The 15,389-nt window shown below is 65.5% G+C and carries 11 protein-coding genes; 5 read left to right on the top strand and 6 right to left on the bottom strand.

What is annotated here, in order from left to right; translation table 11 throughout:
• Positions 1–6: 6 nt before the first annotated feature.
• The 6 genes from AB6M95_RS05965 to AB6M95_RS05940 form a co-directional block, all read right to left on the bottom strand.
• Complete coding sequence (locus tag AB6M95_RS05965) at positions 7–2,598, bottom strand: PEP/pyruvate-binding domain-containing protein (protein ID WP_371385826.1); 2,592 nt, start codon at positions 2,596–2,598, stop codon at positions 7–9.
• Positions 2,599–2,614: 16 nt separating this feature from the next.
• Positions 2,615–3,349 (bottom strand): TIGR02186 family protein, encoded by a 735-nt coding sequence (locus AB6M95_RS05960; RefSeq protein WP_371385825.1) that lies wholly within the window; start codon positions 3,347–3,349, stop codon positions 2,615–2,617.
• Positions 3,350–3,351: 2 nt separating this feature from the next.
• Positions 3,352–4,281 (bottom strand): sulfite exporter TauE/SafE family protein, encoded by a 930-nt coding sequence (locus tag AB6M95_RS05955; RefSeq protein ID WP_371385824.1) that lies wholly within the window; start codon positions 4,279–4,281, stop codon positions 3,352–3,354.
• Between the two features lie 105 nt (positions 4,282–4,386).
• Positions 4,387–4,818: a universal stress protein gene (locus tag AB6M95_RS05950; RefSeq protein ID WP_371385823.1), complete on the bottom strand. Its 432-nt coding sequence runs from the start codon at positions 4,816–4,818 to the stop codon at positions 4,387–4,389.
• Between the two features lie 565 nt (positions 4,819–5,383).
• Positions 5,384–6,742 carry a sigma-54-dependent transcriptional regulator gene (locus AB6M95_RS05945; RefSeq protein ID WP_371385822.1) on the bottom strand — a complete coding sequence of 453 codons (1,359 nt, stop codon included), beginning with the start codon at positions 6,740–6,742 and terminating at the stop codon, positions 5,384–5,386.
• On the bottom strand, positions 6,739–8,139 hold the full coding sequence (locus AB6M95_RS05940; protein WP_371385821.1) for a sensor histidine kinase: 1,401 nt from the start codon (positions 8,137–8,139) through the stop codon (positions 6,739–6,741). The genes AB6M95_RS05945 and AB6M95_RS05940 overlap by 4 nt, the downstream gene beginning before the upstream one ends.
• Before the next feature lie 394 nt (positions 8,140–8,533).
• Between AB6M95_RS05940 and AB6M95_RS05935 the strand changes: the two genes are divergently transcribed.
• The 5 genes from AB6M95_RS05935 (at position 8,534) to AB6M95_RS05915 (ending at position 15,386) form a co-directional block, all read left to right on the top strand.
• Positions 8,534–9,196 (top strand): 4Fe-4S dicluster domain-containing protein, encoded by a 663-nt coding sequence (locus AB6M95_RS05935; RefSeq protein WP_371385820.1) that lies wholly within the window; start codon positions 8,534–8,536, stop codon positions 9,194–9,196.
• A gap of 49 nt (positions 9,197–9,245) precedes the next feature.
• Positions 9,246–11,366, top strand: coding sequence for an aldehyde ferredoxin oxidoreductase N-terminal domain-containing protein (locus tag AB6M95_RS05930; RefSeq protein WP_371385819.1), 2,121 nt, complete (start codon positions 9,246–9,248; stop codon positions 11,364–11,366).
• A 135-nt stretch (positions 11,367–11,501) separates the two neighbouring features.
• Entirely contained in the window at positions 11,502–12,899 is a 1,398-nt protein-coding gene (locus tag AB6M95_RS05925; RefSeq protein ID WP_371385818.1) for a B12-binding domain-containing radical SAM protein, read from the top strand.
• A 107-nt stretch (positions 12,900–13,006) separates the two neighbouring features.
• A complete protein-coding gene (locus AB6M95_RS05920; RefSeq protein ID WP_371385817.1) occupies positions 13,007–14,149 on the top strand; it encodes an iron-containing alcohol dehydrogenase in 1,143 nt (380 codons plus the stop codon).
• Between the two features lies 1 nt (position 14,150).
• On the top strand, positions 14,151–15,386 hold the full coding sequence (locus tag AB6M95_RS05915) for a PAS domain-containing sensor histidine kinase (RefSeq protein ID WP_371385816.1): 1,236 nt from the start codon (positions 14,151–14,153) through the stop codon (positions 15,384–15,386).
• Positions 15,387–15,389 lie beyond the last annotated feature (3 nt).

Genomic DNA, 15,389 nt, shown 5'->3' with positions numbered 1-15,389 from the left:
CAATAGCTAATTGCCCACCGCCTCTTCGGCGATGTGTTCAAATTCCTGACAATGCTCGAAAATCCTTGAATCGCTGACCATGGAGACGTCCAGCTGGCGGGTGTAGGCCACCAGCAGGCCGAGGATGCGCATGAGCCGCCCGAGGTCGCGGGCCATCCATCCCTTGGCCCGGGCCACCACCAGGTCGTCCTTGACGGTCACGGAAAAATCGAAGCCCTTGAGCACCTCGGACAGGAAGCGCGCCCGGCGGGAGCGGCGCACCGCCCCGGTCACCCCGCCCGCGAAGCGGAACTGCACGCTGTTGCGCAGGTCGTCCTCGCTCCGGTAGCAGTCGATCAGGGTGAAATGGTAGCCGAGCTTGAGGCTCAGGTGCAGGTAGCGGTCCGAGACCACGGCCAGGTTCTGGCCCATGCGCTTGACCCCGGCCGCGTCGGCCGAAAACGTCCGGGTCATGCTCGACATGAAGCTGGAGAAGTCCACGGGCACGGGGTGGGACTGCCAGACGCCCTCCAGGGTCACGCCTTCGATGAAGGCGCGCAGGGTCTCGGAGCGGACCTGGTCCGGGCGCACGGTCCGGCGGTGGCTCGGCTTGTCCGCCCCCTCGGCGCAGTCCTCGGTCAGGCCGCCGCCGATGTCCAGGACCACCAGGTCCATGGGCACCGGGAGCTCCAGCCGCCCGCCGGGGCAGGCCTCGCTGGCCCCGGAGGTGGTCGGGATCTCGGTCAGGATCTCCACGGCCTTCTCGTGGATGAACCGGGCGATGTCGTGCATGGTCCGGCACCCCTGGGGGGTGAAATTGTTTTCTTCCGGGTCGAGCAGGTAGAGGGGCTCGATGAGCTTGAGCATGCGCCGGAGCAGGCGGTACTCGTAGGTCTCCTCCATGCGGTCGCTCATGAAGTCGTGCATGCGCAGCTCGCGGACGAGCCCCTGGTAGACGGTCTTCTGCTCGGCGTCCAGGGTGACCACGTCGCCCTCCTTGAGGACCAGGGTGGCCCGGCTGGCGTTGAGCAACGCGGGGACCCGGTATTCGCGGGCGATGGTGGCCATGTGCCCGAGCGGCGAGCCAATGTCCGTGATCACGCCCGAGGCCTTGGGCAGGACCGCGGCGTACTGGGGCGAGGACAAGTGGGCCACCAGGATCGCGCCCACCGGGAATTCCTCCAAGTCGCGCCCTTCCCAGGCCACGAAGACCGGGCCCGAGGCCACGCCCTGCTGGGCCACGTCGCCCTCGCCGCTGAGGAGCACGGGATATCCCTTGAGCACGTCGCTCAGGGCCGGAGAATGCGGGTCGTCGCTCGCCTCGATGCGCAGGGGCCGGGACTGGAGCACGATGAGCGCCCCGGACGGTTCGAAGGCGAACTCGATGTCCTGGGGCTTCTTGAAATACTGTTCCAGCCGGATGGCCGTGTCGGCCAGCAGCCGGACCTCCTCGGGCGACAGGCTGGGCGCGTCGCGCAGGGCCTCGTCCACCGCCTCGGTGGACACGGACCCCTCGGCGCCGGGACGCAGGGCCGTGGGCTTGTGGGCCACGGCCTGCCGGATCAGGGCGTGTTCCGGCTCGCGGGAGACCAGGAAGCGGTCCACCTCCACCTCGCCGGAGACCACCGGGGAGCCGAGCCCCCAGGTGGCGGCGATTTCGATGCCGCTCTCGCCGCGCCGGACCGGGGACAGGGAGTAGACCACGCCGCTGGTCCGGGCCTCGACCATGGCCTGCACGGACACGGCCATGAAGACCTCGTTGGGCTTGAAGTCGTACTCGCGCCGGTACTCCATGGCCGCCGGAGAATAGGTGGAGGCCAGGACCTTGCGGTAGGCGTCGTGCAAATCCTCGGGCCGGACGTTCAGAAAGCTGTCGTACTGCCCGGCGAAGGACAGGTCGCCGTCCTCGCCCCAGGCCGAGCTGCGCACGGACAGGCGCAGATGGCCCTCGCCCGCCCCCCGGCGCAAAGCCTCCATCTCGCGGCCCATGGCACGGCGCACGCGCGGTGGGATGGACCCGGCCAGGATGCGCGAGCGGATCTTGCCCGAGGCCTCCTGCACGGTCATCTCGCCGCCGCGCCAGGCCCCTTCCAGGCGGACGATCTCGTCCTCGATGTCGTTGAGTTCCATGAACAGCCGGTAGGCCGAGGTGGTCACCGCGAAGCCGGACGGCACGGTCCCGGCCGAGGCCTTGTCGATGATGGCCAGCCGGGTGGACTTGGCCCCGGCCGCGTCCATGTCCTTGAGCCGGATATCCGAGAACGGCATGGCCATGACGTCGGGCAGCACCGGACGGCGCTCCAGCTCGCTCTCCAGCTTGTGGCGGATGTCGCGGAACGAGGCGTAGAGATCGGGATACCGGCCGGGAGCCATGGCGTCGAAGGCGTCGATGAGCTCCCGGACGGTATCCACGATGAACTGCTTGGACGTGCGCAGGTATTGCACGTCGAAGATGTAGTCTCCGCCGAGCTTGTCGTGCATGGAGGCGATGGCCGTGAGGATGCGGTTGTTCAACTCGAGCACCTGCTGGAACTGCCGGAACAGGGCGGCCAGGGAAATGCGTTCCCTGCGCCGCCTGCGCAGCAGCCTGGTGCGGATATGCTCAAACAACCCGAACATGGCCCGTACCTCCGCCCTAGTGGGCGCTCCCCCGTTCCTGGAAGACCAGGCTCATGAACAGCCCGGCCAGGATGGCGATGATCACGGCGGCCACCCCGTAGAGCAGCGAGTGGTCGAAGGCCAGCTTGGACAGGAAGGCGGGCAGGCCGGTCAGCCGGGTGTGCAGTTCCTCGGCGGCCATGTCCACGATCTTGCCGTCCTTCACGGCCAGGACCTCGACCCGGTACACGCCCTGGTGCATGGCCGAGGGGATGGACAGCTCGGCCCGGAAGGAACGCGTGCCCTCTCCCTCGCCGGTGTACTGGAGAATGCCGTTCTCCACCTCGTAGAAGCCGTCCTCTTCCATGAGCTTGATGAACTCGTCATAGATCCAGTCTTCGGTATCGCCCTTGACTGATTGGAAGGCAAGGTCCGAGTGTTCCCAGTTGACGTCGGACGCGCCGTCCGTGCCCACCAGGAAGACGTCGGGCACGCCCTTGATCTCCACCTCGCCGAGGTTCATCCAGAGCAGCCCCAGGGCCTTTCCCTTCTTCTTGAAGGCCTTGTCGCGCGGCTCCCCGAGCAGGCGGATGACAGCGGACGTGCCCTCGGGCACCGCGCCGGTAACGGTCAGCTTGGTGCCGTTGAAGCCGGTGCCGATGGTCACCAGGTTGGGCCGGATGGTCATGGATACCGGGGAGGCGGCCAGGGCCGGGCAGGCCAGGAACAGGGCGGCCAGCAGGGCCGCGCAGGTGTAAGCGAACTTATTCATGACTAGTGACCTCCGGCGATGGCCAGCAGCACGTCCGGCGTGACCAGCAGGTTGAGCAGCATCTTGACCATGACGGCCAGGACCAGGGTGGCCAGCAGGATCTTGAGCTGTTCGCCCTTGAGCTTGCGGCTGATGCGGGTGCCGAACTGCGCGCCCAGGGTGGAGCCGAGCAGGAGCAGGACCGCCAGGACGAAATCCACGGTGTGGTTGGTGTAGGACTGCAGGATGGTCACGTTGATGCAGGTGAACAGGATCTGGAACAGGCTGGTGCCGACGACCACGTGCATGGGCATGCGCAGCAGGTAGACCATGATCGGGACCATGATGAAGCCGCCGCCCACGCCCATGATGGCCGCGAGCACGCCCACCAGGACGCCGAGCACCAGGGGCATGAGCATGGACAGGCGCACCCCGGACTTGACGAAGTCGGTCTGGAAGGGAAGCTTTTCCATCATGATCGCGTAGCGCGACTTTTTGACCGGTTTGGCCGGCGCATGGGCCTCGGGGGCCTTCTTGCGCATGGACTGGATGGACTCGATGAACATGTAGGAGCCCACGCCGCCGAGCATGAGCACGTAGGTGATGTTGATCAGGAAGTCCGCGTTGCCCATGGCCCGCAGGACCTTGATGACCTGGACGCCGCCGAAGCCGCCGAGCACGCCGCCTATGAGCAGCAGGAAGCCCATCTTGAAGTCCACGTTGCCCAGCCGGTAGTGGGCCAGGCAGCCCGAGGTGGACGCGCCCACGATCTGGTTGGAATCGGAGGCCGCGGCCACGGTCGGCGGAATGCCGAACATGATCAGCAGCGGCGTCATCAAAAACCCGCCGCCGACACCGAAGATGCCGGAAAGCAGGCCGACGAACCCTCCCAGAGCGAACACCAGGAACACGTTGACGCTGTTCCCGGCGATGGGAAGATACATATGAAACATCGATACTCCTCCACTAGGTTGAATTCCATATTCAGGCCCAAGCCCGCGACCGGGCTGGACCCGAGCCGGCCTGCGCCGTCCGCCTCGCCCCCTAGGGAGACGGACTCACTTGCGCTTGCCGTGCGCGGACACCTTCTGGACAACCTCCACCTCGCAGCGGGTGGTGGTGTTCACCGCGTCGATCACCTTCATCAGTTTCAGGTAGAGTGATTGACGGCCCGACGGAGGGGCGCCGATGAAGAGCTTGGTCACGGCGTTCTCGCGGATGAACTTGGGGATCTCCTCCTCCATCCGGCCGCGGACCACGTAGTAATCGAGCCGGGTGCCTTCGGAACGTCCTTCGGCCAGAATCGATTCGAGCCGCTTCTCGGGCGAGCCTATCCACTCCTCGTCGTCCCCGGCCCCGCCGTCGAACTCCTCGTCCACCACCAGGAGGATGGAGACGTTGACGGCCATGCGCCGGGTCAGCCCCATGGCGTAGTACGCCAGCCACAGGCTCGATTCCGATTTGTCCACTACGATCAATACATTCTTCATTTTTTCCTTCCGTCGCCCCCTATGAGCAAGGCCGGTGCCAAGAGCGAATCGGAAGCGGAGACTTCAACACACCGATATATAAGGAATTTTATTTTCAGAGGTCACTGGCGGCTTCCATTTTGCCAGATTTTTTGTTTCAAAATGAAAAGCAATGTGCCCGACTAGGCCAATTCCGGGTGGGGCAATTGTGAAGGATGCAACAACATCATAACTATTTGTTATATATTAATTTCATCAAAATCTTGTCGCTGAAAACGGCGTTTTTTCGCCCAAAAAGTGATGTTTCATTCTGAAAAACCCGTCCCAATCTCAGCCGCTTTTGCCCACTTTTGCGGCCAAACGTGTTTCAAAATGAACAGGCGATGAAAAACGGCGGAAACGCGGGCGTGAAAAAACCGCATTTTTTCTTGAGAACAGGCGATAAAATGGGAGGCGACCCCGTCTCGACGGGGCGGCGAATCAGGGCGATACGGCGATGCGGAGGCGCGCCGGGACGGCGCTCCGGAGGGGGCGCGGGCGTGATCGGGGGGATGGCGGCCGGGCGCGGGGCCTGGCCGGGGAGCGGCTACTCTTCGTCCGTGTCCAGGCCGAACTTCTTGAGCCGCCGCCAGAGGGTGGTCCGGGGGATGCCCAGGATGGAGCTGGCCAGCCCCTTGTTGTTGCCCGTGGCTTCGAGCACGTGCTGGATGTGCCGTTTCTCGACCTCCTCCAGGGGAAGCAGGCCCGGGGTGCCGAGGTTGCTGAAGGTCAGGTTGAGCAGGTCGGGCGGCAGTTCGCGCAGGCCGATGACCTCGCCGTCGGCCAGGGCCACGGCGCGCTGGACGATGTTCTCCAGCTCGCGGACGTTCCCCGGATAGTTGTACTGGGTCAGGACCTCCATGGCCTGGGGCGAGATGGAGGCCACCCGCTTGCCGAACCGGGCGTTGAAGGTCTCGAGGAAGTGGCCGGCCAGCAGCGGGATGTCCTCGCGCCGCTCGGCCAGGGTGGGCAGGTAGATGCGGACCACGTTGAGACGGTAGAAGAGGTCCTCGCGGAATTGTCCGGCGGCCATGGCCTCCTGCAGGTCCCGGTTGGTGGCTGCGATGATGCGGATGTCCAGGTCGATGGGCTGGGTGCCGCCCACGCGCAGGATGCGCCGCTCCTGGAGGACGTGGAGCAGCTTGACCTGCATGTTCAGGGGCATCTCGCCGATCTCGTCCAGGAAGACCGTGCCGCCGTTGGCCGATTCGAGCAGCCCGATCTTGGTGGCCGTGGCCCCGGTGAAGGCGCCCTTCTCGTGGCCGAACAGCTCGCTCGAGATGAGCTCCTCGGTGAACCCGCCGCAGTTGAAGGACACGAAGGTCTTGTCCTTGCGCGCGGAGAGGTCGTGGATGGCCTTGGCCGCCCGCTCCTTGCCCGTGCCGGTGTCGGCCTGGAGCAGGACCGTGCAGTTGACCGGCGCGACCTTGCGGATCATGGCGAAGACGTCGAGCATGACCTGGCTGGCCCCGAGGAAGTCCTTGAGCGGCGGGACGTCGTCCAGGGCCGCCTTCAGCCGCCGGTTCTCCTCGCGCAGCTCCAGTTTCTCCAGCGCCTCGCGGGCCACGGCGCGGATCTCCTGGAGGCGGAAGGGCTTGACGATGTAGTTGGCCGCGCCCTTGGCCGTGGCCTCCACGGCCGAGGCGATGGACCCGTGCCCGGTGATGATCACGGCCTCCACGTTCTCGAACCCGGTCTTGACCGCCTCGAGGATCTCGATGCCGTCCATGTCCGGCAGCTTGAGGTCGATGAAGGCGAGCTGGAAGGGGGCCTCGGCCATGCGCGCCAGGAAATTGTGGCCCAGCCCGAAGGTCTCCACCTCGAAGCCGAGCTTGGTCAGCGCCCTGGCGACCATCTTGGCCGCCTGGGCCTCGTCGTCGATGACCGCCGCGCGGAACAGGCTCATGCCGCCTCTCCGTCGGCCAGAACCGGCAGGCACACGGTGAAGGTCGTGCCCTCGCCCTCCCGGCTCTGCACGTCGATGGACCCGCCGTGCTTCTTGAGGATGCCGTAGATGATGGACAACCCGAGGCCGGTGCCCTTGCCCACCGGCTTGGTGGTGAAGAAGGGGTCGAAGATGCGGCTCAGGGTGTCCTTGTCCATGCCGCAGCCGGTGTCGGCCACGTCCACGCAGAGGCTTTCGCCGTCGGACCGGGCCGCGACCTTGAGAGTCCCGCCCTTTTCCATGGCCTGATCCGCGTTGAGAAAGAGGTTGATGAAGACCTGCTGCAGGTAGTGCATGTCGCCGTGGATGTCCGGCAGGTCGTCGGGCAGGTCCGTCTCGACCTTGATCCCGTTCAGGGAGAGCTGGTTGCCCACCAGCTTGAGGGTCTGGCGGACCACGTTGGCCATGGACAGCCGGGCCAGGGGGCGCTCCTCCTCGCGCGAGAAGTCGAGTAGGTTGCGGACCACCTCGGAGGCCCGGCCGGTCTCGTTGATGATGTCGCCGAGCAGTTCGCGGACCTCCTCCTCGGGCAGGTCGTCGAGCTCTTCGAGCAGGGTGTCGGCGGTCAGGGAGACGTTGTTCAGCGGGTTGTTCAACTCGTGGGCAATGCCCGAGGTCAGGGTGCCGATGGAGACCAGCTTGCGGGCCTCGATGAGCTGCTCCTGGCGCTCGTCCAGCTGGGCGGCCATGGATTGGAAGGCCGAGCGCATCATCACCGAGATGGGGTCTTCGCTGGTCAGGTGCTGGATGGCCTCGTAGTCCCCCTTGGCCACGCCGTCGGCGGCCCGCTGCACGTAGTTGAGCCGCCCGAGCACCTTGCGCGCCTGCCAGAAGTAGACCGAGGTGATCAGGATCAGGATCAGGGAGCTGGCGGCCAGGGGCATGAACAGGATGCGGTTCAGGGCGTCGTGGATGGTCTGCTTCTTCTTCTTGAGCAGGGCCTGGGCGGCCTCCACCAGCCGGGTGCCGTGCTGCCGGGTGCTGTCGGCCACGCTCTTGTCGCCGTTGGCCAGAGAGTGCAGCAGCCTGCGGTATTCGGTGATGTCGTCGAGCACGCCGTCATAGGTCCCCCGGCCCAGAATCTCGACGATCTGGGGCCGGAGCAGGGTTACGGTGTGCTCGGCGCGGTCCAGGTAGACCAGGGCCTCGCCCAGGCTGCCCGGCTCGGGGTAGAACATGAAGTTCTTCTCGTAGCGCCGGGTCTCCAGGATGTCGGAGACCACGTCGTGGAACTCGTCCATGATGATCAGCCGCTCGCGGAAGGCCACGATGTTCCACCAGTACATGCCCATGGTCAGAAGCATGAACAGGACAAAGGCGAGGACCACCAGGAGGACTTTGATCTTCAATGACTGCATACGGGCTCCGAAGTTTACCGGGGGGGCCCGGCGGCGCGTCCGCCCCGATCGGACGGGGAGGCGCCGGGCGCAGACCGTACCTTCGCCCCAAACCGGGGTAAAAATCAACTTCCGTCCCGGCCCCCCGCGAAAAGCCGGGTCATTGCGACCCGGCTTTTTTTTGCGTTTGGGTCATTAGGCCTCGGAATGGCGGGCCTGCGCGCGGCCCGGGAACAGTGTTTTACCCAACCCGTAAAATTTCATGCATTTTTTACAACCGATCAATTTTGCACGGCTAGTATTATGCCCAAATCATGCACGAAATGGTCCGCCGAAGCCTGTTCGGAAACGCTGGTCCCGGAATTGCTCATAAGGGGGCATGCGGTTCAATGCGAAAACACAACAGGAGGCTTCTGTGAACACCATCAAGGCAACGGACCATACATCGGTTGAAGAGACGGCCGCCGATAGCGTGGCGGTCAAGAAGGAAACGCCACCGTCCAAGGGCAAGGGGATATCGCGGCGCAAGATGCTCGGGTTCCTGGGCATCCAGGTCGTGGCCGGGACCCTGGCCGGTGCTGCCCTCGCCGCCCCGAAGAATTTCAATCCCAAGCACTACAACCGGGGGATCACGCCGGACCAGCTGCCCGCCACCCGGGCCTGGCTGGTCACCGATCCGACCACCTGCGTGGGCTGCCGGACCTGCGAGATCGTCTGCTCGCTGGGCCACGACGACATCTGCCGGCCGGCGTTGTCCCGAATACACACCACCTACGACCCCCAGCACCGGCTGGCCAAGCTGGCGGTCATGCCCGACGTCTGCCGCCAGTGCAACATGGCCGACTGCTACCTGGCCTGCGAGTACGACGCCCTGATCCTCGACCCCAAGACCGGGGCGCGGATCATCGACCCGGCCAAGTGCGAGGGATGCGGCGAATGCTTCGCGGCCTGCCCCTACGACATGATCGTGGAGAACGAGGAGAAGAGCGTCTTCTCCAAGTGCGACCTCTGCGGCGGCGACCCCCTGTGCGTCAAGTACTGCCCGGCGGACGCGCTGAAGTTCATCGAGCTCGGTTAATCACATTATGCAAGGAGACGGCACTATGTACGGATGGGCTGGAAAGATATTGCGAATCAACCTGGACGACGGCTCCGTCACCACGGAAGACACGTTCAAGTACCTGGAATACACAGGCGGCATCGGTTTCGGCTACAAGGTCATCTTCGACGAGGCCCCCATGGCCGGGCCCTTCGACCCCGAGAACCGGATCGTCTTCGCCGTGGGCCCGCTGACGGGCTCCCTGGCGCCCTCCTCCGGGCGCTCCGAGGTCATCTCGATCTCGCCCCACGTCTACGCCCCCAAGTCCAAGAAGCCCCTGGTGACCCGCAGCGGCTTCGGCGGCTACTGGGGCGCGGAATTGAAGTTCGCCGGATACGACGCTCTCGTGGTCCGGGGAAAGGCCAAAAAGCCCGTGTTCATCAACGTGGTCAACGACGAGGTGACCATCGAGGACGCCAGCGCCATGTGGGGCAAGGACACCTTCGAGGTCCAGGACATGATAAAGGCCAAGACCGGGGACGAAAAGACGCAGATCGCGGTCATCGGCCCCTCGGGCGAAAACCTGGTGCGCATCTCGCCGATCATCCACCGCATCGGCAACGCGGCGGGCCAGGGCGGCTTCGGCGCGGTCATGGGGTCCAAGAACCTCAAGGCCATCGCCATCCGGGGCACCAAGGGCGTGCAGGTCGCGGACAAGAAGAACCTGATCAAGTACGTCAAGAGCGTGCGCGAATTCCAGCCCGGCCCCCTGGGCTCCACCCCGCTGTCCCACGGCCCGCTGAGCTGGACCGAGAAGCACATCGACCCCAAGGACATCAACAAGCAGGCCCTGCGCTTCGACCAGACCGAGAGCTGCGCGCCGTGGCTGAACAAGTACCACGTCAAGTCACAGTCCTGCTATTCCTGCCCCCAGGGCTGCTACTCGTACATGAACGTGGACGGCATGGGCGGCGGCGCGGTCAGCTGCACCCAGTGGTTCTACTCCTGGCTGGGCAACCGCGACAAGACCACCTTCCTGGCCAACCAGCTGGCCAACAAGCTCGGCGTGGACACCTTCGAGATGTTCCCCATGATCCAGTTCGTCTGGTTCCTGCAGGACGAGAAGGTGGACGGCAAGTCGCTGCTCGACCACATGTACGACAGGAAGCTGGTCAGCGCCGAGATCAAGAAGGAGCTGGAAAACGGCCACTACACCCCCGACGGCGTCCTCGGTTCCGGCGGGCTGGAAACCCTGATGAACATCATCGCCTACCGCACCGGCTACCTGGGCGACGCCCTGGCCGAGGGATTCTGCCGGGCGATGTACAATATCGCCGCCAAGTTCGAGTCCCTGGGCATGCCCGAGGTGGCCCGGCACGTCACCCGCTTCGAGGACATGGAGGGCATCATGGGCGGCGTCGTGGGCGGCAACGGCGGCTGGGGCATGTCGGCCCACTACGACCCGCGCACCTTCGGCTACTACTGGGCGGTCAACTTCGCGGTGGAGAACCGCGACCCCAACCGCCACTCCATGACCAACCTGGTGGAGTGGACCGGCCTGACCTTCGAACAGGCCATGCCCGTGGCCATCAACCACTGGGGCCGGGACATCGCCGAAAACGCGCTCAACGACCTGCACCGGGAACGCGACGTGTCGCTGACCTGGAACGGCGACAAGTCCGCCAAGGCCAACGCCTACCTGGGCCAGTTCATCCACTACCGGGGCTGCGTCAAGGACAGCCTCACGGTCTGCGACTGGGTCTTCCCGATCATGACCAGCGGCCGCAAGGACCGCGACTACTCCGGCGACATCTCGGTGGAGTACAAGCTCTTCGAGCTGGTCACCGGCCAGAAGATGACCCAGAAGACCCTGGACGACAAGGCCGCCCGGATATGGGTCCTGCACCGGCTGCTGACCGCCATGGAATGGGGCGGGGGCCGCAGGGTCAACCTGCGCGAGGAGCACGACCAGCTGCCCGAGCACTTCTTCGCGCCTGTGGAGTCGCGGCTGCTGCCGCCCTTCCCCCCGGCCGAGCCGCCGCACCCCCCGCTGATCCGGGAGAACTTCGAGGCCGTCAAGGACGAGTACTACAAGCTGATGGAGTGGGACGAAAAGACCGGCATGCCCACCAGGCGGCTCATGAAGCGCCTGGGCATGGACAAGGAGCTGGCCCGCTTCGAGAAGGAGGCCTTCGCCCTGCCGGCGTAACGCCGCAATCGTTCCTGGTTCACCTCCGTGACAGGGGCGTCCAACAAACCCCGGCTCCCTCACCGTCCTTCCCGGGGGAGCCGGGGCACACCCCTTTGAAGAAACGCAACACACAAGACGACAAGGAGAGGAAGGATGAAGGTACTGCTGCTGACTCCGCCCGCGCCCAGGCTGCGCAACCCGGCCACGGCCGAGGAGGACCTGCTCCCGCCCCGGACCTGGGTGCCGCTGGGCATCGCCTACCTGACCAGCGCCCTGCGGGGGCACGGCGTGGAGACCGCGTTCGCCGACCTGCACGACCACTCCTGGCCCCGCGCGGCCGCCCTGCTGCGGCGCGAGCGGCCGGACGTGGTCGGCATCAGCTGCTTCACCCTGGGCCGGGCCAACGCCCTGCGCCTGGCCACCGAGGCGCGGCGGGTCCTGCCGGACGCGCATATCGTCATGGGCGGGCCGCACGCCACCTTCTTCCCGGAGCACATGCTGGCCAACCCGGCCGTGGACGTGGTCGCCCTGGGCGAGGGCGAGGAGACCATCGTCGAACTGGCAGCCCGCTTCGAGGAGGGCGGCGGGCTCGAGGACATCCCCGGCCTGGCCCTGCGCTCGGCGGACGGCGTGTTCCGCACCCCGCCGAGGGAGCGGTCCACGGATCTCGACCACCTCGCCTTCCCGGCCTACGACGCCTTCGACCTCGCCCGCTACAGGTCCCCGGAGATCCCGGAGCAGTACCGCTCCCTGATTGGGACCCACCTGCTCAGCTCGCGCGGCTGCCCGTTCCACTGCGGCTTCTGCTCGGTGAACCGGTTCTTCGAGGGCCGCTGGGCAAAGCGCTCGCCCCGGAACGTGGCCGACGAGATCGAGCGCCTCATCGAGGACCTGCACGTCCGCCACCTGTACTTCTCCGACGACCTGTTCACCCTGGACCGACAGCGCATCCTCGCCCTGTGCCGCGAGATCATCGTACGCAAGCTGCACTTCGTGTGGATGGCCGAGACCCGCGTGGACCTGGTGGACGAGGAGCTGCTGGGCTGGATGTACAAGGCCGGGTGCTACCGCATCTACTACGGGGTGGAGTCCGGCAGCCCGCGCGTGCTCAAGGCCGCGGGCAAGGGGTTCTCCGTGGAGCAGGTCCGCCGGGCCTTCGTCATGACCCACGAGGCGGGCATCGAGCCGTGCTGCTTCCTGATGGTCGGCAACCCCGGCGAGAACCCGGAGACCATCGGCGAAACCGTGGCGCTCATCCACGCGATCCGCCCGGCGACCATGCCCATCCTGGGCATCAACACCCTGCTCCCGGCATCGGACCAGTACGACCGCGCCAAGGCGGCCGGGCTGATCAGCGACGACTACTGGCTCGGGACGGCCCCGCCGCCGCCCTACACCCTGGAGCACGACGTGGACGACCTGATCTACCTTCAGATGCTCCTGACCCGGGGCATCGCCCCGGAACTCTTCGAACAGATGCGCGCCATGGGCTTCGACGAGAAATACTTTCTCATGCGCCGCATGGCCAAGGGGCTGATGGACCGCGTCTGAAAACGGCCGGAATATCGCGGCAACATGCCTAGGGAAATGAAATTATCACGGCAAGCACCTTGATAGGGGATGGGCTAGACGATATAACCGTACCAAAGGATAACACCGTGGACATATTCAAGTTCGCCATACCGGAAGTGATTTTCGGCAGGGGAAGCCTGCAGTACGCCAGTATCTGCGCCAAACGGCTGGGCGCGTCCAAGATATTCGTGGTCTCCGACTCCGGCGTGGAGGAGGCGGGCTGGGTGGACGCCCTGTTCGACATCCTGCGCCAGGAAAATCTCGATTTCGTCTATTTCAACGACGTGGTCCCCAACCCGCGCGATTTCCAGGTCCACAACGGCGCGGAACTCTACCGCCGGGAAGAGGCCGACGTGGTCATGGCCCTGGGCGGGGGCAGCCCCATGGACGCGGCCAAGGGCATCGCCCTGATCGTCAGCAACGGGGGCGCCATCGCCGACTACGAGGGGGCCAACCTGGTGCGCAGCCCCCTGCCGCCCATGGTCTTCATCCCCACCACCATGGGCAGCGAGTCGAACATCTCCCAGTTCACGGTGATCACGGACGTGGAGCGGCGGGTCAAAATGACCGTCATCAGCCGGACCCTGGTCCCGAACATCTCCATCACCGACCCGCTCCTGCTCAAGACCCTGACCCGCGAGCAGATCATCCCGCCGCTGTTCGACTCCCTGGCCCACGCCGTGGAGTCCTACGTCTCGCCCATCGCCAACACCTTCACCGAGTCGCTGAGCCTCAAGGGGCTGGACCTGCTCATGAAGCACATCCGCCCGGCCCTGGAGCGGCGCGGGCTGGACGACCTCGAACAGCTGGCCATCGCCGGAACCTCGTCCGGCATGGCCTTCACCAACGCCAGCGTGGGGCTCGGGCACGCCCTGGCCCACGCCCTGGGCGGCATGCACGACGTGGTCCACGGCGTGGCCCACTCCCTGCTCCTGCCCAGCGTCATGCGCTACAACCTTCCGGTCTGCGAGGCCAAGATGGCCAAGATGGGCGAGGTCATCACCGGCAAGCGGCTCAGGACCGACGAGGCCACGGCCCTGGCGGGCATCGAGGCCCTGGAACGGCTGCGCGAGGAGATCGGCATCCCCTGCCGCCTGCGCGAAATCCTGCCGGAGCGGACCATGCTGCCCCAGGCGAGCCACAACGCGGTCAAGGACATCTGCCTCTTGACCAACCCCCGGCCGGCGGACTGGAAGGACATCCTGAACATCTACTACGAGATGTGGTGACATGACCAAAGAGAACGGCAGCGGCGGACCCGCCGGGCGCGCGAGCCTCAACGACATCATCGGCATCGAGTCCATCAAGCTCGGGTTCTTCAAGGAGGTCCAGAAGACCATCAACGAGCTCAAGGCCTCGAACAGCGAGCTCGAACGCAAGCGGCGCGACGTCCAGGACATCCTCAACGGGATTCCCGACGTGGTGGCCGTGGTCTCGCCGGACTATCTCGTGCTCTCGGTCAACAGCGCCTTTTCCGAGACCTACGGCGACCGCGACCCCATCGGCCTGCCCTGCTACCAGGTCTTCAAAGGCGGCAGGCGGCCGTGCTCCCCCTGCCCGCTGGTCATGGCCCGCGAGGAGGGCCGCAAGGTCTGCCGCCAGCTGCAGATCATGAACGTGGACGGCGAGAACCGGCAGATCGAGTGCTCGGCCGCGCTCATGCCGGGCACCGGGGACACGCCGGGCAAGGTCCTGCTCCTGCACCGCGACGTGACCGTGGAGAAGCAGTATCAGGCCAAGTATTTCCAGGCCGAGCGCATGGCCACCGTGGGCGTGCTGGCCGAGGGCGTGGCCCACGAGATCAACAACCCCCTGACCTCCATCTCGGGGTTCGCCGAGGCCCTGTCCGGACACCTGGGCCGCCTGGAGGCCTGCCTCAAGGACGACGAGTCGTGCGGGGACCTGCTCGGGACCTTCGAGGAGTACCTCGACATCGTGCTCCAGGAGTGCCGCCGCTGCTCGGAGATCGTCCAGAACCTGCTCAGCTTCGGCCACCGCGACGTGCGCGCCATGGCCATAGTCAACATCAACAACATCATCCTCAACTGCCTGAAGCTGCTCCATCCCCGGCTGTCCGCCCTGCCCTCCGGGATCATCCGGCTCTCCCTGTCCGAGGAGGAGCCGTGCGTCATGGGCCACCCCGGCGAGCTGATGCAGGTGGCCCTGAACCTGATCCTCAACGCCCTGTACGAGGTGCGCGACATCGGGACCATCGACATCTCCACCCGCGTGGCCGGGAGCATGGTCCTGCTGCGGGTCTCGGACACGGGCGGGGGCATCGCCCCGGAGAACATCGACAAGCTCTTCGAGCCGTTCTTCACCACCAAGCCCGCCGGCCAGGGCATCGGCATCGGCCTGTCCACCTGCTACAACATCATCATGAAGCACGGCGGCGAGATCACCGCCTCGAGCGAGCCCGGCGAGGGCGCGGTCTTCGAGGTCATCCTGCCCCTGCTCGAGGAGTAGTGA

The organism is Pseudodesulfovibrio karagichevae (assembly GCF_041414475.1).
Taxonomy (GTDB): domain Bacteria; phylum Desulfobacterota; class Desulfovibrionia; order Desulfovibrionales; family Desulfovibrionaceae; genus Pseudodesulfovibrio; species Pseudodesulfovibrio karagichevae.
This window is presented reverse-complemented; position numbering and strand designations above follow the sequence as displayed.